At 57.2% G+C, this 21,250-nt stretch carries 18 protein-coding genes and 1 other RNA gene; 8 read left to right on the forward strand and 11 right to left on the reverse strand.

Annotation, left to right across the window (positions count from 1 at the left end; translation table 11 throughout):
• Positions 1 to 81: 81 nt before the first annotated feature.
• The gene (locus ACP5VX_RS02955; protein WP_428724417.1) at positions 82 to 1,440 is read right to left on the reverse strand and encodes a coproporphyrinogen-III oxidase family protein; all 1,359 of its coding nucleotides are present in this window, start codon (positions 1,438 to 1,440) and stop codon (positions 82 to 84) included.
• 109 nt (positions 1,441 to 1,549) lie between these two features.
• Between ACP5VX_RS02955 and ACP5VX_RS02960 the strand changes: the two genes are divergently transcribed.
• Positions 1,550 to 2,581: an NOG1 family protein gene (locus tag ACP5VX_RS02960; protein ID WP_428724418.1), complete on the forward strand. Its 1,032-nt coding sequence runs from the start codon at positions 1,550 to 1,552 to the stop codon at positions 2,579 to 2,581.
• Here ACP5VX_RS02960 and rtcA read toward each other — a convergent pair.
• The 4 genes from rtcA to psmB all read right to left on the reverse strand — a co-directional run bounded on the left by rtcA (position 2,556) and on the right by psmB (position 6,825).
• Positions 2,556 to 3,629, reverse strand: coding sequence for an RNA 3'-terminal phosphate cyclase (gene rtcA / locus ACP5VX_RS02965; RefSeq protein ID WP_428724419.1), 1,074 nt, complete (start codon positions 3,627 to 3,629; stop codon positions 2,556 to 2,558). The two genes, ACP5VX_RS02960 and rtcA, sit on opposite strands and share 26 nt — an antisense overlap.
• Complete coding sequence (locus tag ACP5VX_RS02970; RefSeq protein WP_428724420.1) at positions 3,616 to 4,134, reverse strand: nicotinamide-nucleotide adenylyltransferase; 519 nt, start codon at positions 4,132 to 4,134, stop codon at positions 3,616 to 3,618. Before ACP5VX_RS02970 ends, rtcA begins: the two co-directional genes overlap by 14 nt.
• Before the next feature lie 18 nt (positions 4,135 to 4,152).
• Positions 4,153 to 6,114 carry a beta-CASP ribonuclease aCPSF1 gene (locus ACP5VX_RS02975; protein WP_428724421.1) on the reverse strand — a complete coding sequence of 654 codons (1,962 nt, stop codon included), beginning with the start codon at positions 6,112 to 6,114 and terminating at the stop codon, positions 4,153 to 4,155.
• Between the two features lie 90 nt (positions 6,115 to 6,204).
• On the reverse strand, positions 6,205 to 6,825 hold the full coding sequence (gene psmB / locus ACP5VX_RS02980; RefSeq protein WP_428724422.1) for an archaeal proteasome endopeptidase complex subunit beta: 621 nt from the start codon (positions 6,823 to 6,825) through the stop codon (positions 6,205 to 6,207).
• 77 nt (positions 6,826 to 6,902) lie between these two features.
• On the opposite strand from psmB, the gene ACP5VX_RS02985 reads away from it, so the two are divergent.
• Positions 6,903 to 7,961: an NAD(P)-dependent glycerol-1-phosphate dehydrogenase gene (locus ACP5VX_RS02985; protein ID WP_428724423.1), complete on the forward strand. Its 1,059-nt coding sequence runs from the start codon at positions 6,903 to 6,905 to the stop codon at positions 7,959 to 7,961.
• On the opposite strand, the gene ACP5VX_RS02990 is transcribed toward ACP5VX_RS02985, so the two are convergent.
• Positions 7,958 to 8,671, reverse strand: a complete 714-nt coding sequence (locus tag ACP5VX_RS02990) for an FKBP-type peptidyl-prolyl cis-trans isomerase (RefSeq protein ID WP_428724424.1) — start codon at positions 8,669 to 8,671, stop codon at positions 7,958 to 7,960. The two genes, ACP5VX_RS02985 and ACP5VX_RS02990, sit on opposite strands and share 4 nt — an antisense overlap.
• Before the next feature lie 100 nt (positions 8,672 to 8,771).
• Positions 8,772 to 9,248 (reverse strand): DUF1947 domain-containing protein, encoded by a 477-nt coding sequence (locus ACP5VX_RS02995; protein WP_428724425.1) that lies wholly within the window; start codon positions 9,246 to 9,248, stop codon positions 8,772 to 8,774.
• Between the two features lie 84 nt (positions 9,249 to 9,332).
• On the opposite strand from ACP5VX_RS02995, the gene ACP5VX_RS03000 reads away from it, so the two are divergent.
• From ACP5VX_RS03000 to dnaG, 3 genes are all read left to right on the forward strand, one after another.
• On the forward strand, positions 9,333 to 9,560 hold the full coding sequence (locus tag ACP5VX_RS03000) for an LSM domain-containing protein (protein ID WP_048163522.1): 228 nt from the start codon (positions 9,333 to 9,335) through the stop codon (positions 9,558 to 9,560).
• An 11-nt stretch (positions 9,561 to 9,571) separates the two neighbouring features.
• On the forward strand, positions 9,572 to 9,760 hold the full coding sequence (locus ACP5VX_RS03005) for a 50S ribosomal protein L37e (protein ID WP_013562797.1): 189 nt from the start codon (positions 9,572 to 9,574) through the stop codon (positions 9,758 to 9,760).
• 85 nt (positions 9,761 to 9,845) lie between these two features.
• Positions 9,846 to 11,042 (forward strand): DNA primase DnaG, encoded by a 1,197-nt coding sequence (gene dnaG / locus ACP5VX_RS03010; RefSeq protein ID WP_428724436.1) that lies wholly within the window; start codon positions 9,846 to 9,848, stop codon positions 11,040 to 11,042.
• Here dnaG and ACP5VX_RS03015 read toward each other — a convergent pair whose 3' ends face one another.
• The 3 genes from ACP5VX_RS03015 to ACP5VX_RS03025 all read right to left on the reverse strand — a co-directional run bounded on the left by ACP5VX_RS03015 (position 11,043) and on the right by ACP5VX_RS03025 (position 15,314).
• Complete coding sequence (locus ACP5VX_RS03015; protein ID WP_428724426.1) at positions 11,043 to 13,445, reverse strand: DNA-directed DNA polymerase; 2,403 nt, start codon at positions 13,443 to 13,445, stop codon at positions 11,043 to 11,045. It lies immediately after the preceding gene.
• 77 nt (positions 13,446 to 13,522) lie between these two features.
• A complete protein-coding gene (locus ACP5VX_RS03020; RefSeq protein ID WP_428724427.1) occupies positions 13,523 to 14,578 on the reverse strand; it encodes an mRNA surveillance protein pelota in 1,056 nt (351 codons plus the stop codon).
• Positions 14,579 to 14,588: 10 nt separating this feature from the next.
• Complete coding sequence (locus ACP5VX_RS03025; RefSeq protein WP_428724428.1) at positions 14,589 to 15,314, reverse strand: nucleotidyltransferase domain-containing protein; 726 nt, start codon at positions 15,312 to 15,314, stop codon at positions 14,589 to 14,591.
• Between the two features lie 83 nt (positions 15,315 to 15,397).
• Between ACP5VX_RS03025 and ACP5VX_RS03030 the strand changes: the two genes are divergently transcribed.
• Positions 15,398 to 16,468: a site-2 protease family protein gene (locus ACP5VX_RS03030; RefSeq protein ID WP_428724429.1), complete on the forward strand. Its 1,071-nt coding sequence runs from the start codon at positions 15,398 to 15,400 to the stop codon at positions 16,466 to 16,468.
• Between the two features lie 49 nt (positions 16,469 to 16,517).
• An RNA gene (gene ffs / locus ACP5VX_RS03035) (signal recognition particle sRNA) lies at positions 16,518 to 16,791 on the forward strand.
• Between the two features lie 6 nt (positions 16,792 to 16,797).
• Here ffs and ACP5VX_RS03040 read toward each other — a convergent pair.
• Entirely contained in the window at positions 16,798 to 17,880 is a 1,083-nt protein-coding gene (locus tag ACP5VX_RS03040) for a threonine synthase (RefSeq protein WP_428724430.1), read from the reverse strand.
• Positions 17,881 to 18,012: 132 nt separating this feature from the next.
• Here ACP5VX_RS03040 and ACP5VX_RS03045 point away from each other — a divergent pair.
• Positions 18,013 to 21,250: glucodextranase DOMON-like domain-containing protein (locus ACP5VX_RS03045; protein ID WP_428724431.1), on the forward strand; the 3,238-nt coding region annotated here is incomplete at its 3' end.

Raw genomic sequence — 21,250 nt, forward strand, 5'->3', positions numbered from 1 at the left:
AGGTTACCTAGGTAACCAATTAAAAGTAACCCTCTTAGAAATTACAAGGAGTTTAATGTGTCAGTCTGTTATGGCATTACTCTAAACTACTATCTTATCCGGCATGCTCTCCTGCCTGCTGTACTTCTCTAGGAGCATTGTTGCTTTCACGGGTATTTCGACGACGTAGTTTATGACGGACTTGTAGACCTCGACGACGCCCTTTCTCGTCAGGTAGTAGTCTCCACCTCTCTTCTCCAGGAGCCCCGCTAGAGTAGCCAACTCGAGGAAGGCCCTAATACTGTAGGGGATCTTTTCTACACCTAGCTCGTTGAAAAGCCTTGTCTTGACCACTCCACTACTCAACTGGTCGAAGAGGACTCTCCAAGCGATAGTGGACTTCCCGAGGCTCCTGTAGTACACTGCCGGCGGCCTACCTTCGTTCACTAGACGTACATAGGACTGGACATCGTGCACGTTGATGTACTGGTAGAGACCCGTGTTACTCCACGCCCCTGCGCCAATGCCTAAGAGTGGGCCGACCATCTCCAGGTTCACGGTCGCGTACTCGTACTGCTCTCTCGAGATCGAGTACACCCTGACTAATCTGAGTTTCTTGTTTTCCGCGAAGTCTAAGGCAGCCTCCACGAACTTGTCGACTAGTCTCTCGTCCTGGGCTATTCTACCCTGTTCCACCAGCTTGAAACCTGGCGAGTGGCGTGGGATTATTGTGGGATAAAACGTTATCTGGTGCGCTCCTAGCTCGAGAGCCTTCTCCAGGTCGTCCTCGAATATGGTCAAGCCCTCCTCCGGGCTGATCTCCACGTAGCCTCTTATACTAGGCGGAAGGAACATCAAGTCTACGTTAACCCACTTGAAACCAGCCTTGACAGCGTTCTCGACAGCCCTAACGTTGTCTTCGACCGTGTGCTTCCTGCCGAGCGCCTTCAAGACCTTCCCGTTGAAGCTCTGGACCCCTATACTCACCTCGCCGACTTCGTTCTTGTAGAGCTCACCAGCGTACTCGCTACTGGTTAGGTCCTCGGGGTTCGCCTCTATCCCTATGTTCGTCTTCAAGGTGAAGTACTCTGACAGCTTCTCGTAGAGCTCCTTGAAGAAGGAGGCTGGTACTAGACTCGGCGTGCCTCCGCCCACGTGTATCTCGACGACCTCGTAGCCGCCGCCCTCGAGTAGTCTCCCGTAGAAGTCTATCTCGCTCATGACGGCGCGGAGGTACTTCTCGACCTCGTCCCTTGATCTTAGCACGGTCTTGAAGTAGGGGCAGAAGGGGCATGTAGCCCTGCAGTACGGTATGTGAACGTAGACGCCTATCCTCCTGTCTCTCATGCTCTCTCTAACCATTTTAGTGTGTAAGCCGGCGTCTCCGACCTTGAACAGCTCCATGCGAGCCGGCCTCCTGAGAAGCCAGTGGACCTTCAGGTTCCCGCTGGACAAGACCAAGGTAGTGCACCACTACCGCGGCGTGAGTGCACTTACGAGCTATCGGCTAAATAAGGGTTTTCAGACGTCCTCCATAAGCGTGAAGCGGAGCCGTGACTAAAGCCACGCGGTGGTCTCGCTGGAGGAGTTCAAGAGGGTTAGGGTGAGGTCTTTCAAAGAGGTCTACGCTCTAGTAGACGAGAGGATGAGGTCTATCACCGACAGGAGTGTGGGAGCTCGCAGACTCGTGGGCGACGAGAAGATCAGGAGGGTTCTCACAGCTAAGCTCAGAGTCTCCTGCGAGACCGTTCGAGAGGAGCTCGAGAGGGTAGAGGAGGCCGTCTCCCTAGTTAAGAGCATGGGCGAGTTCTACGCTAAGCTGTTTGAGTTGTACACTAAGCTAGACTTGGACGCACTGCTAGGCAAGTTGAGGAGGAGCCGCAGGCTTGCCGGCAGGATAGAGGAGGACTACGCTAGTAGGTTGAGGAGCGCCGGGACGAGGAGGGAAGCGGTCGCGTCGTTTAGAGAGGGCTTGGGTAGGTGCCTTTCACTGTACAAGAGGCTCAACAGGGACGTCCTGAGAGTAAAGCAGGGGGTCGCAGAGCTGGCAAAGATGCCCAGTGTTAAAGGAGACTACGTTGTGGTCATAGCGGGCATGCCCCAGGTGGGGAAGTCCACTCTCCTCAGCAAGCTGACCCGGGCTAAGCCGGAGATAGGGATGTTCCCGTTCACGACCAAGACCATTATAGTCGGGCACTGGGAGAGCGAGTATGGGACGGTCGTCTTCGTCGACACACCTGGTATACTGGACAGGCCCGTGGACGAGATGAACGAGATAGAGCTCAAAGCCGTCTACGCAGTCAAGTACCTCGCCGACGCGGCTATCTACGTGTTCGACGCTAACCCGAACAGCTACTACAGCCTCGAACAACAGTTGAAGACGTACAATACCGTGAGAAGCCTACTGGGGGATAAGCCCGTCATCGCGGTGTTGAACAAGATCGACGTCCTGCGTGAAGACGAGCTCGAGAAACTAGCGAGAGAGCTCGGCGAGAAGGTGTCTGGGGAACTGGTACGAGTCTCGGCCCTGAAAGAGCTGAATTTAGACTACTTGAAGAGAGTAGTGCTAGAGAGGCTCACGGCTGGTAAGAGACCCCCTTGACCTTTATAATACCTGGTTTGCCCAGACCCCCTTCAACTCTGATCTCAGCCTCTGGGAAGAACATTTTCACGACCTCAACCGCCGTCAGGGTGTGGAGTGTTATAGAAGACACTCCTACCTCGCTTTGACCCCCCGCTAGGGCGAGGTAGGGCACGAGCATGTCGCCCATGTGCCTGTCAAAGCACATGCCTGTCGAGACCTCTTCGACGAGAGCCTCCGCGGCCTCGGCACCCACTCTCTCGGCCGGCTTCCCCTTAGCCCCCAGCGAGTCTGCCCCCAGCCTAGTGCCAGACCTCGTCTCGGCGTACAGCACGATGCCGCTACCGGGGCCCAAGTGGTGGTCTTTGCCCGGCTCGTAGTACTCTAGTTCGATCGTGGGCTTGACACCGAGCCTGCTCATCACGACGCTGGCCGCGCTAGATGCCTGCCTCTCTGCGACGTGCTTCGGCAGCCTCACGGCGTGACTAACTCCCCTGACCGCTACGACACCCCCGTGCTCGACCAGCTTGACCGGCTTTAGCACGCTGGTAGCCCTCTTCACCGAGAACTCGACTAAGCCCCCGCCGCGCGGGTAGTGCCCCCGCTTCAATACGTCTATTTTCACCTCGACTCCCAGCAGCCTCATGTTATACGCGAAGACGTGCTTCATGTAGTCGATGGGCGGGCTCCACTCGACGTCGGTGCCCCCTGTTATCTGGACTCTGGCCTCCCTCTCGCTGAAGAGTAGCACCGGTATCATGGCCTGCATGACTAGGCTTATACTGCCGGCAGTCCCGATGTCGAGTCTCATGAAGCCGCCTCTCCTCTCTCTGGGCTCGAAGTACAGCTCCATGCTCCCTACTTCGGCCCCCCTCACGACGGCGTTGGTGACCTCTTTCAAGGCGTTGACGGCTGTTAGGTGCTGCGGCCTTAGGCCAGGGTTGTCTCGCTTAGCCCTGATGTTGTAGATCCTCACAGGCCTTAGTGTGAGGGCCGACAGGGCTAGGCTGTACCTGAGTATCTGGCCCCCTCCCTCCCCCATGCTACCGTCTATTTCAACGACCCTCACTACTACACACTCTCCTGACTCTTTCGACACCGCCGATCTCGTCTATAAAGCCTGCCACCTCTTCTGGTACAAGGTGCCTCCACTCCAGCCCTCTCACCATAAACCCTCTGATCACGGTGCCTTTGTAGAGCTCGGGCTTCTCGAGGGGTATTTCAATAGTCTTAAGCCCCAGCCACTTGAACAGGTCGAGCACTTGGTGATTCCCTGAGGCCACGGCCTCGACCCGGGGCGATAACGAGAGCGTGTAGGAGGTCCAGGCCGGCGGCATCCTTATGTCGGGGACTGTTATAATCCAGACTCTGCCGTCTATCCCCCGCGACTTGGTGTACCTCCTGATCATCTCGACCCTCTCGCCGCCCGTGAAGGGGTTCTGGCACGTGAAGCCCTCTTGGGCGCTGCCTACGGCTACTACGACCTCGTCGTACCTCTCCAGGAGCCATCCCAGCGCGTACGCGTGCCCCTTGTGGAACGGCTGAAATCTCCCGGGGTAGAGTACCCGGCTCACAGACTCCACCGTTGGAGGCTATCTAGAGGCGGTTAGGTTGATGCTGTCTAGGATGCTGGGTGTGAAGATGTTCGGCACGGTCTGGTAGCCGGACGACGGGTCTCTGACGGCCCGCGATATAAGCCTCGCGAAGGTGTATATAGCGTTGGGCTCGCCGTGGTTCAGTATTATGTTCCTCGGCTTGGGCTTGATGTTCAGCACGTACCTGACGAGCTCCGTCTGGTCGCTGTGGCCGCTGAAGCCGTCTATGCTGTGAACCTCCAGGTTTATCTTGAGTACCTCGACTTTACCCTCAACGACGTTCGTTATCTCCCTCATACCGTCCTTTATCTTCCTTCCCAGCGTCCCCTCGGCCTGGTACCCTACGAAGACTAGGGAGCTCCTCTCGTCGCTGGCTATCAGCCTGAGGTAGTCGACGGCAGGCCCGCCTGTGAGCATGCCGCTGGTCGCCATGATTATGGACGGCCTGTCCTCCACGATATCGGGCCTGCCGACGTCCCCCTCTATGATCTTGAAGTGCTCGCTGGTGAACGGGTTCTCGCCTCTGTATATGGCGTCTCTCAGGCTCTTGCTCATGTACTCGGGGTACTCGGTGTGTATAGCTGTCACCTCGTTTATCAGGCCCTCGATGTATATGTTTACGGGCGGGATCAGTTTCTTCTCGATAGCCTCGTTCAGTACCACCATGATCTCCTGTCCTCTACCCACGGCGAAGACAGGTATTAGGACGATGCCGCGCCTCTCGATAGTCCTCTTAACGATGTCTATCAACTGCTGCTCGGCCGCCTGCCTACTCTGCTGCTTAGTGGCGCCGTAAGTGCTCTCTATTATTAGAGTCTCTACTCTAGGGAACTCGCTCACCGCCTTGTCCAGCAGCCTTGTGTTAGAGTACTTGAAGTCTCCCGTGTACACTATGTTGTGCAACCCCATGCCTATGTGGAGGTGGACTATAGCGGACCCCAGTATGTGCCCGGCGTTGTACATCGTCAGCTTTATGTCGGGCGCTACGTCGGTGACTTCGTCGTACTCTACTGGTATAGTGTGGAGTATCATCGTGGACAGGTCTTTCTCGCCGAAGGGGAGGTCTCTCCCCTCTCTCCTGGTGACTTGGATCAAGTCCTGGATCATGATCGCCGAGAGCTCCCTAGTGGGCTTGGTCATGTACGTCGGGCCCCTGTAGCCGTACTTGTACAGTAGCGGCACTGCCCCCACGTGGTCCAGGTGCGAGTGGGTCACGATGACGGCGTCTAGCTCGTCTACTCTGATAGCGTCGAGGTCGATCTCGGGGTAAGCCTTGAGGGGGTCGTGTAGAGCGCCCACGTTAATGCCGAGGTCTAGTAGCACTCTACTCTCCTTCGTCTCGACGAGGATCGCGGACCTGCCCACCTCCATGAAGCCCCCGAGAGCGGTGACCCTAACGTAGTTGTTCTTGAAGATCACGTCTCTGTGAATCCTCTCGCCGACTCTCCTGAGGAACTCTAGCCTGTACTTGCTTTGCTTCAGCAGGTTGGACATAATGGTGTTCAACATCTTGGACTCTAGAGGCGATGCTCTCTGGGGCACGGGCCTCCAGCCCGTCTCCGCCAGGATGAAGTGCCTTATGATGTTGCCCTTGCCGACTATCGCGCCCGGCTTCTCCGCTTTAATCCAGACCTCGCCGAGGGTCTCGTCAAAGACTATACTGTTGGGGTCGACGTTCGCGTCCTTCGGGACCAGCTCGAGGATCTTCTTCTTGGCCTCCTCAGGGGGCAGTCTCGCGTCTGGGCTCGCCCTGACCACGACCCTCTTGCGTATCTTCTTGGCGATGGCCTTTATGGTGTCTAGGAACTTTACTATTGCCTGCCTGTTGTTGACGTAGAGGACTATCTCCGGCCCCTCGAACTCTATGCTCGCCAGGTTGAGCTCGGGCGGTATCTCCTTCAATAGCAGCTCCACTAACGTCTTCCTGTTCTTGTCCAGTATGTCGCTAGGTAAAGTCACTTCCCTACACACCCTTAATTACGCGGGGAGAAGTCGTGGTTCTGTGTGGATCTTTGTATAAGACGTTAATTAACTTTTATACTTTTAAGCCTATTGGTTGGACAAGAGCTTCTTCTCGAAGAGGAACGTCTCCTCGGTGTAGTAGTTGGGGCCTATGACCACCACGTCTACGCCCTCGCCGCTGAAACCGTCCCTGCTTAGAGCCGCCTCTACAGCCTTGAACGCCAAGTGCTTTGCCTCCTCGAGACTCATGTTCTTCCTGTACTCCTTCTCTAGAACCCCGTAAGCCACCGGCGACCCGCTACCCGTGGAAGCGTAGTTCTCCTTGGAGATGGAGCCGTACAGGTCCAGGTAGTACAGCGAGGGGCCCTCATCGTCGACGCCTCCGAGCAGGAGCTGGACTACGAAGGGGACGTACCTCAGGTAGGCTGAGAGTATGAGAGACATGTAGTTCGAGAGGGACCTTAAAGTGATCCTCCTCCCGTAGTCCAGCTCGTAGAGCCTGGCTACGTACCTCGCCTCGTCTACGAGTACTTGCGCGTCTGCCACAAGCCCGGAAATCGTCATTGCGGCGTAGTCGGTTATCTTGTGTATTTTCTTGACCCTCTTGTGGTACACCATGGGGCCCCCGGTAGCCCTCTTATCGGCGGCCAGCACTACGTAGTCGCCTACTACTAGACCGACAGTCGTTGTTTTGCTCTCGGTATTCAAGTAGAGGACACCTCATCTCTATGGTGTTATGAATCAGGTTTTAAGATTATATAAACGTATGTCTAAGGGGTGTCGGCTTGAGTATTCACGAGATAAAACTGCCGTTTATAGTCGTCGTCGGCAGTAGAGTGCTCGGCAAGACCGCCGGCGTCCTGGAGGCCCTGGGCGGCCGCCCCGGCGACCTAGTGGGCATTGTCACTGGGAGGAGCACCTTCGAGATTGCCGGTAGGGAGGTCGCGGAGAACCTCAAGGCCAGCGGCTTTAGGGTGAGGGTCTTCGAGGCCGGGGAGGCCAGTGTCAGTGAGGCGGAGAAGATCGCGGAGCAGGCTAGAGCAGAGAACGTGAGCTTCGTGCTGGGTGTTGGCGGCGGCAGGTCTATAGACTTAGCGAAGTTCGCGGCGGGGAGAGCGGGTGCCAGGATGGTCAGCGTCCCCACGGCCCCCAGTCACGACGGCATCGCGAGCCCCTTCGCTAGCTTGAAGGGCCTGGAAAGGCCGACCAGCGTATATGCGACAACGCCCAGCGCTATTATCGCCGATACGAGCGTCATATCTAGGGCACCCAAGAGGCTGATACTAGCCGGGGTCGGGGACTTACTAGGGAAATTCACGGCTGTGAAAGACTGGAGACTCGCCCACAGGCTGAAGGGGGAGTACTACGGCGAGTACGCCGCACAACTAGCGTTGATGAGCGCTAAGCACGTCCTGAGGTACCACGAGCTGATCGCCAGCGGTAGCGAGGAGGGCGTGAGGATACTCGTTGAGGCTCTCATCAGCAGCGGGGTCGCCATGTGTATAGCTGGGTCGAGTAGGCCCGCGAGCGGTAGCGAGCACTTGTTCAGCCACGCACTAGACATACTAGCCCCGGGGCGGGCGCTACACGGCGAGCAGGTCGCCCTCGGGACTATACTCATGCTCTACTTGTACGGGGACAAGAAGTGGAGGCTCGTCAGGGACGTCATGAGAAAGATAGGTCTGCCCACGAGAGCCGACGAGATAGGCATACCGGCCGAGACCATAGTCAAGGCTCTAACGATCGCCCACAAAATAAGGCCTGAGAGATACACTATACTCGGCGAAAACGGCTTGACGTGGGAGGCCGCCTGGAGGCTAGTTAAGGAGACCGGCGTTGCCTAGCTCTTCTGCGACTGCTCGGTCTTCCTGGCGATCACTTCTTGGAACACGACCTCGTTGACGGTGTCCTTGAACGTCTCTAGGATGTCCGTGGCGAGGCTTATCTTGGCGTATGGTAGGTCTCTCCTACTAATGTACTTGCCGGGGAGGCTCACCGTCACCCTCTTCGACGCCTCGTCGAAGTCTACTTTGAGCTCCTCGCCCGGTATGCTCAGGTGTCTAACCGCGAGGTAGAGGAGCTTCTCCTTGGCGTCGGTGAGCTTCCTCACGACCTTGACCTTGTACACCAGCACCTTGCCGGCTAGAGGGTGGTTGAAGTCCACTACGACCCTACCCCCGCTTATACTCTTGACTACTCCTCTCCCGGACTCCGTCTCGACTATGTCCCCTACCTTGACCTCGTAGCCCCTCTTAGTGAACTCTCTAAGGCTGTAGACCTTTACCTTGTTCGGGTCTCTGTCGCCGTAGGCCTTATCAGGCGGGACCTCAATAGTCTTCTCCTCGCCTTCGCCCATCTTCATGATCTCCTCTTCGACGAACTGGTTTATCCACCCCTTCCCTAGGACTACTAGCGTCGGTCCGTAGACCCTCGTCTCGTCGTACATGTTCTCCTGCTTCGCCGTGTTTATGTCGGTCGTGTCGACGAGGTTGCCCGTCTCTTTAACCCTCACGGTGTAGTCTACTAACAGGAAGTCTCCTTTCTCGAATGGCATCTAAACCACCTCTTTAATTAGAGCTGTATACGGTTTTTTAAAGAATGATGTTTCTTAAACCCGCTCCCCAGCCGGTACCCCCGCTGTCGTCTCTTGCGTGCTAGACCTTCTTGTTGAAGAACTTGTCGCCGACGAAGTGGAGCACCTTCACTACTTTACCCCGGCTCAACGACTTAAGCTCTTCTGAGGAGTAGAGCGCGACGCCGAGGGCCACGGGCTTACCCGACTCCTCGTCGTATATGAAGACTACGTCGTCTTTACCGAAGCCGCCCTCGACCCTCCTCACACCGGGCGCCATAAGGTCGGCGCCGCGGAGGAGCGCGTTGGTGGCGCCTCTGTCGACGTAGATGCTCGGGCTCGGCTTGAGACCCCTCTCCAGCACATACCTTAGTGCGGGGAGCCACCTGTCCCCTATCTTGATCAGGGCTATGCTCCTGCCCACTATGATGTACTCCCCGTCCTCGTCTCTACCGTGCTCGAGAGGCTGCTCTACGTCTAGCCCGAGAAACCCGAACTTGGCCGACAACTCCTGGAGCAGGCTCCTCTTCTCCTTTTTAGACAACGGGTGCCGCAGCATTACAGTAAACCTGCTAGTCAAGTATTTAAAGAGTGTCAGGTATTTTAACACGCATTAGATACCTGGTCTAGGGAGGACTTCATGATTGCCGAGACAACGTACAAGCTGCTCGAGGAGAACGTCGGCAAGATAGTGCTGATCAAAATGAAGGGCGAGGTCTCCATAAGAGGGAAGCTCAGGAGCTACGATCAGCACTTGAACATAGTCCTCGACGACGCCGAGGAGGTCAGAGGAGACGGCTCTAGCAGGAAGCTCGGTACACTGGTTATAAGAGGAGACACTGTAGTACTCATATCACCTCTCCAGGCCTGAGGGTCTGAGCCATGGTCAAAGGAACCACTTCGATGGGTAAACACGGTAGGAGCAAGACGCACATCAGGTGCAGGAGGTGCGGGAGGCACAGCTTCAACGTCGCCAAGGGCTACTGCGCTGCCTGCGGATTCGGCAGGAGTAAGAGGATTAGGAGGTATAGCTGGGCTAACAAGAAGGTCAACAGGGTTAGGATAGTCTGAAGGAGCGTCGCTTAGACCACCTTAATTTAGGTCTTTAAAAACATTATTAAGAATTGAGATTTGTTTGGCTAGTAGCGTGGAGTATATGAGCAAGTACCTTATCAGGGCACGCATCCAAGTAGACGGCGTTGTGGAGAAGCACGACATAATCGGCGCCCTCTTCGGTCAAACAGAGGGGTTGTTCGGCGAGCAGTTCGACCTGAAGGCCCTCCAAGACAAGGGCAGGGTAGGAAGGATAATAGTGAACATAAAGACCCAGGGCGGCAAGACTGTCGGGGAGATCCAGATACCGAGCAACCTCGACAGAGTCGAGACAGCGCTACTGGCGGCCATGATCGAGATCGTCGATAGAGTAGGCCCCTACGACGCCAAAATCGAGGTAACCGAGATAGTCGACCTGAGGATCGAGAAGATCAAGAAGATAATGGACAGGGCTGTCGACATACTCAGGAAGTGGGGTAAGGAAAAGACCGTTGACATAAAAGAGATACTGAGAGACATACAGGAGCTGCTGAGGGTACCCGAGCCTATATCCTACGGTAAAGAAGAGCTCCCAGCGGGCCCCGACGTCGACAAGTCCGATACGGTGATAATTGTCGAGGGGAGAGCCGACGTCATAAACCTTCTGAGGTATGGTAAGACCAACGTCATAGCGATAGGCGGCGCGAGGAAGGTCCCCGACACGATTAAAGAGCTGGCTAGGAAGAAGAAGACGATAGTCTTCGTAGACGGTGACCACATAGGCGACCTGATACTGAGAGAGCTTCTCAGGACCATCAAGGTGGACCTGATCGCGAGAGCGCCACCTGGCAAGGAGGTAGAGGACTTAACGGGCAAGGACATCGAGGAGGCCTTGAGCAAGGCTGTAGACTACAAGACCTACCTCGAGGAGCTATCGAAAGAGGGTGTTAAGGAGGCTCAGCAGCTACTCCAGGTGCAGGAGAGGCTGAGGAAGGAGACCGAGGAGGTAACAAGGGAGGAGGTTGTGATACCCTCCACGGTAGTGGAGGACATAAAGTCCCTGGTAGGCACCCTCGAGGCTATCTTGTACGACAGTAACTGGGGTAAGATAAAGAGAATACCGACTAGAGACCTGGTAGACGAGCTGTCAAACGTGCAGGAGGGCGCGGTAAACGCGGTCGTATTCGACGGTATAGTGACGCAGAGACTATTGGACAAGGCGGCTGAGAAAAACGTTAAGATACTCGTCGGGGCCAAAGTGGGCAAGATAACCCTTAAACCGCCCGAAGTACTAGTTCTGACGTTCTCCGAGTTCACATAGCTAGTTTTTCTTCTGTTTCAGGAAGTCTAGCAGGCTCTTCTGGCTTGGGGCCTGTTGCGAAGTCTTCTTCAACTGCGCCTCGGACACCCCGAAGTACTCGAGTATTCTCATAGCGGCGGGTATTATCTGGTGGTCTACGTAGTACGCGTCGTCAATCGACTTGGGGTCCTTCACGAATATGTACGGCTCGGCCCTGTCGGATATCTTGCCGGACCCCTTCACGACCACGTAGCCGATCTTGTCGTTGACGTCGACGCGGACGCCCCTCTTCATCAGCTTTCTAGCGGCCGACACGTGGGGGGCCTCAGCCGAGTACTCCTCAGGTCTCTTAGTCAGTGTTTTCCATATCACGAGTTTCTCTATCGGTACTCCTCCGGACCTGACCTGGCTCACAACGCTCCTCACGTACTCGATGGCCTTGTTCAAGTCGCCGTCTTTTAACAGTATCTCGGTTATCTCCTCCTGGACCTCCTTGGCTATTTCGGCCCAGTCGCCCCTGACAGCCTCGAAGCCCACTATGTCGACGCGCCCGTCCTCGAGGAGCCCTGCGTACCTCTTCTTCGCCTCTGTGAAGAAGACCCTGGTGTAGAGCTTGTCGATCTTGATCTCTAAGCCGAGCTCCTCTTCCACGTACTTGATGAGCTTGTCGACCTTCTCCTTGTCGTACTTGACGAAGATCGAGTCCGTGTCGCCGTATATGACCTTCAGGCCTAGCCCCTCCGCGTACTTGATGACGTTGGTGATCGTGGCCCTACCCCAGGCTGTCACGGCCTCAGCGCACTCGCGGCAGTACCACCTAGCCCCGACCCAGCCCATGTAGCCGTACGTAGCGTTGGCCAGTATCTTGATAGCCCTCTGCCTCTCGTCCAGTATCCTATACTCCACGGTGTCGGGCTTGTACTTCTTCATCTCGCTCCTAATGGACTTCCTGAGCTCGAGTAGTTTCGTCAAGACGTCCTTGAAGAAGCCGGGGGGCTCTTTCCTGAAGCAGTGACCTACCTCGGGCGCGATGTAGTGGGTCTCTACATCGCACTCGCCCTCTCTCTCAATGGTGTCGGGGCCGACGTTGTACTTGATCATCAGGTTGGGGTACATACTGGAGAAGTCTAGTACGGCTACGTTGTCGTGTACGCCTCTAACGGGCTGGAGGACTACAGCGCCCTTGTACGGCTCGGCCTCCTTCTCCTCCCTGTTGGGTATCAGCTCCCCCGCCTTCATCGCCTCGTACATCAGGAACCACTCTAGCCTGTTACCCACGCTCGCCGCGCCTACCTGGTCTAGCGGGAGCCTCGTTACGTAGGACAGCTGCATCGCGAAGGGCAGGAACTTCTCGGCTAAGCCCATAGTAGACTTGACGTCGTCTTGGTTGTACTTCACGAGCACTCCTCTCTTCGACGGGTCGTCCCAGTACTTCGGGAAGTCCGTGTACTCGACCAGGGTCCTCTCGCTCCTCTTCATTACGCCCAGGTACTCCGCGACCACGTCGAGGCTCTTCACCTTTATCTCGGGTATCTCCTCCGCGAACCTGTAGAGGTCCACGTTGAGTCTGCCCTGTATACTCACGTGCCCGTAGGTGCTGGTCTGGGGCTCCACGCCCAGCCGGCGGGAGACGTCTAGTTTGACGCCCACTCTCTTGGCCCTCTCCAGCAGGTAGGGCCAGTCGAAGGCGTCGGAGTTGTAGCCCACGATTATGTCGGGGTCGTACTCCTGTACGTACTTGACGAACTCCTGTATGACCTTCCTGTCGTCTAGGCCTTCCGCGACGAACGACCTCAGCTCCCCCTTGTCGTTCATTACCCCGATGATGATGACGGGGTCTTGGCTGGGCTTGGGGCTGCCCGTCTTGGTGTACGCCTCGATGTCGAAGGCGAGTATCCTCAAGTCGCGGGGCGGTGTTGAGTCCTCGAGCGACTCGATCGGGCCTGTTACCTCGTACTCGGCGTCTACTCTCAGGCCGGGCTTCTTAGGGACTTCTACAACCTCTGCGACGTGCCAGCCGCACGGTCTAAGCCCGTGGTCTAGGATGTACCTCAGGCTGAACCTGATATCCGCCTCGAGGACATCGGCAACCCCCGGCACGCCCTTGACCTTCTCCCTGTACCTCCTAACACTCTCCGGTATCACGGTCGTGACCTTGAGGGCTTTGACGGGCCTGCCAAAGTACTTCTTTTCCACGACGCTCACGTCTATAATGGGCGAGGACGTCTCGGAGAGGGCTCTGACCCTCTTCGCGACGGTGTTGGGGTCGGCGTCGGGCGACAATACGACGTAGAAGTAGGGCCTGAAGCGCCTGTCCCTCAGGACGACCCTTCTCCCGTCCCTGGTAACACCGTAGATGAGGACGTGAGGCTCGTTCCCGACGACCTCGTAGGTGTCGTCGAGCATGTAGAACTCTATCTTCATTATTAGACCTCACAATGGTTAATCATGTTTTCGAACGTGATAAACCTTAACGAGGGCCACTACTGGGCGCGGTATTCTCAGCCCAGCGGCAGCCTGAACCTGAGGAGGGCTACTATGCCGCCGAAACCCTCCAGCTCAGGCGCGATGTTGGAGTCTGGGGGCACGATGTAGACCTCGGCCCTCTTCTTGAAGGCTTCGAGCACGACGGCGTTGGGGTCTACGCCCTCCCCGCCGGACCAGAGGAGCCTGCTTGATACCAGCAGTACTCTCACGGCGTTGAGCTCCACGGCCTTCGCGACGTTCTCCAGCCCGTAGGCCACCTGCTCCGGGTCTCGCGTCACGGTCTCCTTGAACTCCTCGAAGTACTTCACGGCCATCGTTATGTTCAGCTCCCTTACGACGTTCTTTTCGCCACCCCTCCTCAGTATCTCGTCAACGCCCTTACAACCACCGTAGGATACGGAGTCTGCGAACAGCGGCTTGTCGAGCCCCCTGCTCTTCAGCCTGGCTATTACCTCGTCTTTCAGGAACCCCGGCGAGCCTACTATGACGCCGTCTACTCTGAGCGACCTGGAGTACTCCAATACTTCCTCGACGACTTGCTCTATCATCCTCCTGACAGACTCCTCGTACTCCTCGACAGCGTCCTTCCCGGGCAGGTTGGTGTAGTACTCTCTCACAACCCTCACGCCCTGTTCCGACACTAGGGATATGCAGACCTCGTCGTAGTCTAGCGCTACGACAAGTATCCTCCTCTTCCTCGAGTAGGTCTCGAGGAATTTCCTGCTAAAGTCGTCTAGCTCCTTCTCGACGAAGACCACTACGTCCCCGGGCTTTATGCTGAGTGTGTGGTGTTTACCCACGACACCGAACTTGTCGGGCCCCTCGACTACAACCCCCCTAATCCTGAGCCTGTCCGTGAAAGGCTGGAATTCGACGTCCTTCACTCTCACCCTGAGTACCATTGGGAACCTCCGGCTCTCACCTCCCTCCCCGGGCTTGACCTCCCTGGTCGTAACAGCCTCGACTAGGTCGCCCTCTCTCAGTATGTTCCTCAGCGCCCAGAGGTCCTCTTCGTCCTCGACTAGGATCTTGTAGATCCCCTTCTTCTCGTCTGCCTCGAGGATCTTCAACCCCGGCACCTCAGAGGAGGTCGGCCTCGGCGAGCGCCCTCCGCAGGTACTGGTTCCTAGTAGTCTCCTCGGCTAATGCCTCCTCGATGCTCAGTGTAGAGGGCACGTTTATCTTCAGGAAGACGCCCGTCCTGCCGACCTCGTCCCTCCTAGTCAAGACCCTCACCCTCTCTAGGACGGTGTCGACGCTGACTCCTACGACCCTGGCGACGTAGCTCTCGAAGCCTATCACCGGCGCCTCTAGGTGGCCCTTCTCCGAGGGGACTATCAGGACGAGCTTCTTGTTAACACCCGGCTTCCGGACGCCCCTCTCCAGCTCCTCGAGCTCGAGCATGCCCCCGAACTTGTAGAACTCTATCTCGCGGGGCTTCAGCTTTGCGAGCGGGTAGCTAATGACGACCCTCTCCTCGGGGTCTAGAGCGTAGTACGCCTTAGGGGTGCTCTGAGGCGTGGCCATGATGATGGTCCTAGAGTAGACCTTCAGCCCGGCGTCTTCCAGGACTTGCTCGAGCTTGAAGGACGATATCACGTAGGGTATGAAGACGTCGATGTCGCTCTTCTCGTGGACGTCGCCTCGGGCGATGCTCCCGTGGACTACGGAGTACAGCCCGCGGGAGGCCAGTACACTCATCAACTTCCCCGCGGTCCTCCTCAACTCGGCTAGTAGCATCCAGTGGTCGGGAGTGTACTCCACCTCCCGGTACTCGGGCCTCTTCTCGACCTTCTCCCTGACCATCTCCAATACACTTTTATAAGCGGCGCTCATCTTACTATGCAGGTGTTCCGAACTTATTAAGAAGCCTGGTAAGGGTTACAGTATTGAACACCGCTCTCACGGTGCTTGGGGGTATACTGGCCGCCTGGTCTACTCTAAACCTGCTTTACTACCACAAGAGGGAGTTCTTCGAGTCGAGGCGTATACGGCTGTTGTACGGCGGTGTACTCGTTTACCGCGCCGGGAGAGTGAGAGGAGCCAGTAGAGCCTGGAGGCGGGCGTCTGTACTACTGGTCGCCTCGTACGCTGTCTCGGTCGCGTGGTTCTTCCTGTTAGTGTACAGTGGTATCGAAGCGAAGCTTAACGGTACGGGCGCCTTGAGAGTCCTCGTCCCCGGCGTCGACATTACGGGCCTCGACCTGGCCTACTTCGTCCTGGCCGTAGGGGCCGCGGCAGTCTTACACGAGCTCTTCCACGGGAAGACGGCGGTAAGCCACAACGTAGGAGTGAAGTCCTTCGGCCTCGCCGTAGCCGTCCTCGTACCCCTGGCTTTCACCGAGATCGATGAGTCGGACTTCAACAGGTCGAGCCGCTTCGTTAAAACGAGCATCCTCGCGGCCGGCGTGGCCGCGAACCTGGCTCTCGGCTTGCTAGGCCTAGCCCTCTTCAATATCGCCGCGTCGCCTAGCGGTGTACTGGTCACCGGTGTGGTCCCGGGCAGCCTCGCCTCCAGAGCAGGTATCGAGCCCTACAGCATACTACTGAGCGTTAACGGGGTCAGCCTGAGAGGCGTGGAAGACCTAAGGTCTTTGCTCTCCAACGCGACTGCCACGGTATTGAACATAACGCTCCTGACTCCCAGGGGTGCGGTCGAGACTGTCTCCATAGTGAGGAACGCTACCGAGAGGATGCTGGGCGTGTACGTGACCACACCCCCGGCGAGCTGGCTAATTAGCGTAGTCGGGGTCTACCCTGCCGCCCAGCTCTTGAGAGCCTTCTTCTGGCTCTACCTAGTGAACTTCAACCTCGCCATACTGAACGCAGCCCCCCTCTTCATAACGGACGGGGGTAGGATAGTCTTCGAGGTCCTGGGCGAGAGGTTCAAGAAGGCGGCGCTCCTAGTCAACGCGGCCTCGTTGCTCGCCCTAGTCTTTTCGCTCGCCCCTCTCCCCTAGCGTGTTTTTAAGCCTGTGTGACAAAATATAATATCGCCCACGGGCCGCGGGTAGGGCCCTGTAACACGGGGCCAGATAACCGCTGGGCCCTACACAGGCCCACCATCCCCCACGCAGTAGGCTGTGACCCCCGCCCCATGGGGCTAGCGGAGGCGGAGCCCCTCTCGGAGGAGAGGGGTCAACCGCCTTAGCCGGGGGAACCTGGCCAGGCCCGGAAGGGAGCAACCTAACCCCGGACGCTGGCGTTCATGGGTCAACGGGGCTGAGCCGGGCGTGGGACGGCTCTGGTGGTCAACCTGTGTAGGGCTTAGCGGGGCCGGGCCCGTGGGCTAGGCCTGCGATATTAACTTCAGCCCCGAGCCGGTGAGGGGTACCAGCACTGTCTTGCCCTGGAGCCTGCTCTTCAGCTTCCGGAGCACCGCGTACGCGGCCGCCGAGGTCGGCTCCACTAGGAAGCCCTGGTCTATCAGCCTAGACCACGCCTCCCGGATCTCGCTGTTGCCCACCAGGTAGACGTCTCCACCCGTCTCCTTGATCGCCTCCACGATCTCGCCCAGCCTGGGAGGGTTGGGGACCATTATGCCGTCGGCTAGGCTGGAGTCCTCCCCGGGCGTCTCGACACCCTTGAGAGCCACGCTCACCGGTTGAACGCTGTAGCCCTGTACGCCTATCACCCTGGGCATCTTGGTCGTCAAGCCTTGTTCGAGTAGCGTCTTGAAGCCGTGCGCCAGCCCTAGTAGTAGGCCCCCGGAGCCTATGGGGGCTATCACGTAGTCCGGTACACCAGCCTCCTCGAACACCTCGAAGGAGATGGTGGCGGCACCCATTACGTAGAAGTAGCTCCAGGTGTGAGCCACGTAGTACACGTCGGGGTTTCTCTCAACGTACTTGACCACGTCCACGCTAGCCGCCCCTCTGCTCTCCGATTCGTAGAGCGTGGCCCCGAGGAACTTGAGAGCCCTCTTCTTACCCTCCGGCGCGGTCTTGGGCACGAAGAGGACAGGCTTCAGTCCGAGTACTCGGGAGTAGAGCGATATGGATATGGCGGTGTTGCCGGAGGAGTCGTCAACGACCGTCGTGTACCCCAGTCTCTTAGCGTACGCGAGTGAGAGGCTCGTACCCCTGTCCTTGAAGCTACCGCTGGGGTTCATGTATTCGAGTTTAAACCACACGTTTACCCCTTCCTCAACGACCTCGACTAGAGGTGTACCCCCCTCACCGATGTACTTGTGCGGGAGGACGGGGAGAACGCTTTTGAACTTGTAGAGGCCCTTCCCCTTGGACAACTCGTACCTCTTGTTAGTCGAGATCGTCAGCGGACTACCACACTTCGGGCACTTGTAGTAGTAGGACTTGCCAAACTCCTCTCTAAAGCCGCACTTGGGACAAAACCAGGAGAAGCCCGTCTCCATAAATACCCGTACCTACACTATTTCTGGAACCCTAAATAACTAATTCTTTAAACAAACGTTTTAAGCATTTCGTTATACAAAAACAATTTAAGTTTTAAAACTTGTGGCTTCAAGATAAAATTGGGTGGTATATTGAGGAAAATACTGTTAGTTCTGCAACTCGTCCTCATTATGTCTATATTAGTGTCCGTACAACCAGTGATGGTCGGCGAGAGCCAGCCTATATACGTAGCCTTCATATGGCACTACCACCAGCCCTGGTACTACAGCCCCGACGGCACCCACTTCGTGTTGCCCTGGGTTAGGATGCACAGCGTTGGCAACTACTACAAGATGGCGTACATCCTCTCTAAATACCCGGACATCAAGGTCACCTTCACGTTCTCGGGCTCGCTCCTCTACCAGTTGGTCGACTACGTCACCACCGGTAGGATGGACAGCTACCAGATACTCGCCTACAAGGTGGCGAACAACGAGAACCTGACAGCCGAGGACATATACAACATGATCAAGATACCCGGCGGGTTCTTCGACATAAACTGGAACAGGATCGTGAACGTCATACCCAGGTACACGGAGCTGAGGAACGCGGCTCAGTCCGCGTTCCAGATCTGCAGCGCGCAGCCGCTGACGCAACAGGAGTTCATCAAGTGCGTGGCGAACCAGTTCACTGCGGGCAACTACTCCTCCCAGAGGGTGATAGACCTAGCAGTCCTCTTCAACCTGTTCTGGATAGACCCCCAGGTCGCCAGGGAGCAGTACCCGCAGGTATACGACCTGATGCAGAGGGCCAAGTCCTCGGCCAACCCCATGTTCACAAGGGACGACCTGAAGCTCGTCCTCAGCGTTCAGAAGGACATAATGTCGAAGATAACCGGCATATACAGGGACCTAGCCAGTAAGGGGCAGGCGGAGCTCATACCAGTGCCCTACAGCCACCCCTTGGCACCCCTCATAGCCGACTTCGGCTGGAGTAGCGACTTGGTAGCCCACATAACCAGGAGCATAGAGCTCTTCAAGACGTACTTCAACTACACTCCCGTCGGCGTCTGGCCGGCTGAGCAGGCGGTGAACGACTACGTACTGCAGGCGTTCGCCTCGGCCGGCATGACGTGGACTGTCACCGACCAGTCTATTCTCGCAGCGACGGGCGTGGACGCCTCGGATATAAACAACTACGGCGTACCCTGGTACGCCGACTACGGCGGGTCGAGGATATACGTATTCTTTAGGAACACGGACATCAGCAACATGATAAGCTTCCATTACAGCGCCTGGGCGACGGACTCGGCTGTAAACGACCTCGTGAACAGGATCAAGGCGGCAGCGTCTAGCGCGACCGGTCCCAGGGTCGTAGTCGTAGCACTCGACGGCGAGAACCCGTGGGAGAACTACGTCAACTTCGGCGACGACTTCCTGAACAAGCTCTACAGTACGCTCGAGCAGCTCCAGAGCCAGGGAGTCATTAAGACCATAACTCCAGGCGAGTTCGTCAAGCTCTTCTCCAACACGGCGAAAGAGCTGCCGCTGAAGCAGTACCAGTACTTCGACCTGGCTGGGAAGGACATATCCAACATACCGCCCGACAGCTACGGCGACGGCTACTCCATGCTACCCGTGAAGACGGTCAGCGGGAGAATACCCGAGGGTTCTTGGGGCGGCAACCTCGCAATGTGGATCGGAGACAGGCAGGAGAACGTGGCCTGGATGTGGCTGGCTAAGGCGAGAGACGAGATCCTGTCTAAACTAGGCGTCTCAACGCTCGTGGACGCTATCAAGGTCAACAAGGACGTCGCGGAGTACCTGCTGAGGGCCGAGGCCAGCGACTGGTGGTGGTGGTACGGGCAGGAGACAGGCTCCGCGCAGACCTTCGACCCGATCTTCAAGGGCTTCCTGAGAGAGGCCTACCTTAAGGCGGGCCTGACGCCGCCGGCTTACCTGAACGTGACGGCGTACCCCGACGGCCAGCCCATTGGCTGGCTCAACCCGAACGTGCCCAAGCCGGTCCCGTCCAGCCCGTTGGACAACAAGCTCTCGGACTGGAACAGCCTGGTCTCCGCGGGCACTGCGCTGGTCCTCCCAGTCGAGCCCAGGTTCGTGGACTACGCCTACGTGGGAGTTGACGGCAGTAACCTCTACCTCGCGGCCCACTTCACAACCGCCTCGACGAACGGCGTGGCCGTCTTCTACATGCCCTCCCCCAAGGTGACCCTCTCGCCGTTCAACCCCGGCTACAACGTGTACCCGGAGAACAGCACTGCGGACCTAGGCGTCTACCTGGTGTACGCTGTCAAGGTCGACCAGGCGACGGGCAGCGCAGTGGTGCTGAAGGCGGACGGTAAAGGAGGCTGGGTCGCCGTCGGCACAGCTTCGAGCAAGCTCGTCCAGGACAACGGGACGCTAGTAAACGTAGCAGTCCCCTGGAGCACGCTCAACTTCACCCAGGGCGACAAGGTCTACATCACCGTCGCCTCCTACGCGAACGGGCAGTATGTGGGCTCCTCGACCAGGCTAGGGCTGGTCTACTTGGTGCAGGTGCCGAGGGGTGCGGTTGGAGGAACGGTAGTCTTCGACATGAAAGACCCTGTCGGAGACGATGACGGGCCGGGAGGCTACGTCTACCCGAAAGCGAACGTCTTCGTGAAGGGAGTCTTCGACTTGACGGAGTTCAAGGTCGTCGACGCTGGGGACAAACTAGTGTTCACGGTGACAGTAGCTAATCTAGGCGGCAACCCGTGGAACGGGCCCAACGGCTGGTCGCTACAGTACGTACACATATACATACACACGACTATGAGCGGGGGTAGGACCGACACCTACGGGCTTAACGTCAACCTGTCTACCGATAGCGCCTGGCACATAGCTCTCCTACTAGCGCCTGGTTGGGGTACGGACCCGGTCCCCAAGGGCGAGAGATCGGCCCTCTACTACTACAACGACACGGTTGTAGTCCAGGACACCAACGGCTTCAAGGTGTACGCCGACCCGACATCGAACTCTATAATTGCCGAGGTACCGAAGTCCATGCTGTTCGACTTGTCCAACATCAACCAGTGGAGGTTTGCCGTTGCCGTCACCAGCTACGACGGCTTCTCGGCTACCAAGGTGAGGGCTTTCAGCGTGGACGCGGAGCAGTGGGTGTGTGGTACTGGCAGCAAGTACGCCCTGGCGGTGGCGAAGGGTGTGGCACCCTACGTCTTCGACATCCTTGCCCCGACTGCCAAGGACCAGTACGAGATGCTCAACTCCTTCGACCCTAACACCGGGAAGCTGGCGGTCATAGTCGGTTTCGGCCCCTCGTACACCACGTACACCCCGCCCACGGCAACGACCACTACGACTACTACAACTACTACGACCACGCCGCCTC

This window comes from Thermogladius sp. (assembly GCF_049970955.1).
In the GTDB taxonomy this organism is placed as follows: domain Archaea; phylum Thermoproteota; class Thermoprotei_A; order Sulfolobales; family Desulfurococcaceae; genus Thermogladius.